This window comes from Deferribacter abyssi (assembly GCF_049472655.1).
GTDB lineage: Bacteria > Chrysiogenota > Deferribacteres > Deferribacterales > Deferribacteraceae > Deferribacter > Deferribacter abyssi.
In genome coordinates, this window is record NZ_JAQNCS010000035.1 from 1 (window position 1) to 1,842 (window position 1,842).

Sequence of the window (1,842 nt, forward strand, 5' to 3'; positions counted from 1 at the left end):
GAATTATTGGAAGATGCAGATGTCAAGAAAATTCATGAAATAGCAATTAGATATAATCTCAAGACCAGTTTTCAAAGACTGGGCTACATTTCTGATGTTTTGCTGGGATATCAAGAAGTCTCCAATTTCATTTATAAACATTTAAATAAAACAAAAAAAATACCTCTCTCGCTATCACATCCGGCAAAAGGTAAATTGGATAAAAAATGGAAAATAATTGTTAATACCGAGGTAGAATTATGATTCCAATGAGATATATACTTGAATGGAAAGAGTTTGCTCCATGGATTGATAACTCACAAGTCGAACAAGATTTAATCATACACCGCACCATTATAGAATTATTTTCCAATAAATTTCTAAAATCAAAATTGGCTTTTAGGGGTGGTACTGCTTTATATAAGTTGTTTATGGACAGACCTGTTAGATATTCTGAAGACATTGATCTTGTCCAAATAAAATCGGAACCTATTGGTGATATTCTTACAGAAATCAAAAAAACAATTAACTACTTTGAAGAAAAACCTAAGGTAAAAGTTAAAGCTAATAATCACAATATAATTTTTAGATTTGTAACAGAAACAGAACCTTTTACCACAAAAAAACTTAAAATAGAAATTAACTCAAGAGAACATTTTTCGGTTTTAGGATATAAGGAAAGGGAATTAAAATTATTGTTAATGTCAACATAAAAATTAACAAAATTGCCAATATAAAAGTTAACAAAAGTGTTAACTAATTTTTGCATTATTTTCCCTCAATATATCTTTTGTCCTGTAAGATCTACCCACTATCTTTTCTACAACAGAATGATGCAATAACCTGTCTAAAATAGCATTGGCAATGGTAACATCTCCGAATATCTCATGCCATTTTGAAAATTCCTCATTGGTAGTTATTATGGTACTGCCTTTCTCATATCTTTTGTTAATAAGCTGAAAAAATATGTTCCCTTCTTCTCTATTTATTGGCAGATAGCCTATCTCATCAATTATAAGAAGTTTGTACTTTGCATAATGTTTCAGCCTTGTTTCAAGCCTATTTTCTAAATGTGCCTTCTTCAAATTTTGTAACAGTTCATGGCAGTTTATAAAATAAGTAGATATCCTTTTTTGTGCAGCAGCTATACCTATGGCTACTGATAAGTGTGTCTTGCCTACTCCAGAATTACCAAGAAATAATACATTTTCCTGACGCTCTAAAAATCTAAGTGTTAATAAATCTAAAATCTTTCCTTTGTTTATCCCTGGCTGAAAACTAAAATCAAAATCTTTTATCGTCTTTAAAAATGGAAAATTAGCCACTTTTACACAGGCATTCATTGCCCTTGCTTCTTTAAACTTGATTTCATACTCTGTAAGCTCTTTCAACGCTTCTACAACAGATTTCTTGCCAGAATTGATCAAATCAATATAACTGTCCAGATGCTCCTTAAATTGAAAAAGCTTCAATTCCTCAAGATTATTTACCAAAGATAAATAAACACTACTCATTGTTTGCCCCTTTCAACCCTGATAATAATTCTAAATTCTTTAACGATAATTCCTCTATTTCTTCTATGGTTTTCCCTTTTAATTTCTTTAGCATTAACGACTTATAATCAGATTCGCTGTAATTAATAAATGAATCAGAAAGTTTATAAATTCTTATTATCTCATTGTCTTTGTAAATATAAAGATAACCATCTTCTTCCCTTATTTTTAAAGTCTTGCCTATAAACTCAGGAGGAACTGAATACCTTTTGCCACCATAGTAAATCAAAGAATCTTTATGTACCTTTACTGCCCTTTTATAATTCAAATAAAAATCAATTATTTCATCACTTGGTAAAGGTGAAAGCTC

Annotated in this window: 3 protein-coding genes and 1 pseudogene; 2 read left to right on the forward strand and 2 right to left on the reverse strand. The window is 30.0% G+C overall.

Features of this window, described 5'->3' with window-relative positions; genetic code table 11:
• A pseudogene (locus tag OWK30_RS11425) lies at positions 1–243 on the forward strand (hypothetical protein); the annotation flags it as partial.
• Positions 240–692, forward strand: a complete 453-nt coding sequence (locus OWK30_RS11430; protein WP_423326605.1) for a nucleotidyl transferase AbiEii/AbiGii toxin family protein — start codon at positions 240–242, stop codon at positions 690–692. The pseudogene OWK30_RS11425 and the gene OWK30_RS11430, both read left to right, overlap by 4 nt.
• 39 nt (positions 693–731) lie before the next feature.
• On the opposite strand, the gene istB is transcribed toward OWK30_RS11430, so the two are convergent.
• Positions 732–1,493 carry an IS21-like element helper ATPase IstB gene (gene istB, locus OWK30_RS11435; protein ID WP_423326607.1) on the reverse strand — a complete coding sequence of 254 codons (762 nt, stop codon included), beginning with the start codon at positions 1,491–1,493 and terminating at the stop codon, positions 732–734.
• Positions 1,486–1,842, reverse strand: a 357-nt coding sequence (locus OWK30_RS11440; RefSeq protein WP_423326609.1) for a Mu transposase domain-containing protein, incomplete at its 5' end; no start/stop codon positions are given. The genes istB and OWK30_RS11440, both read right to left, overlap by 8 nt.

Coding starts and splice junctions, on each gene's coding strand:
- OWK30_RS11430 (WP_423326605.1), top strand. CDS start 240: ATGATTCCAATGAGATATATACTTGAATGGAAAGAGTTTGCTCCATGG.
- istB (WP_423326607.1), bottom strand. CDS start 1,493: ATGAGTAGTGTTTATTTATCTTTGGTAAATAATCTTGAGGAATTGAAG.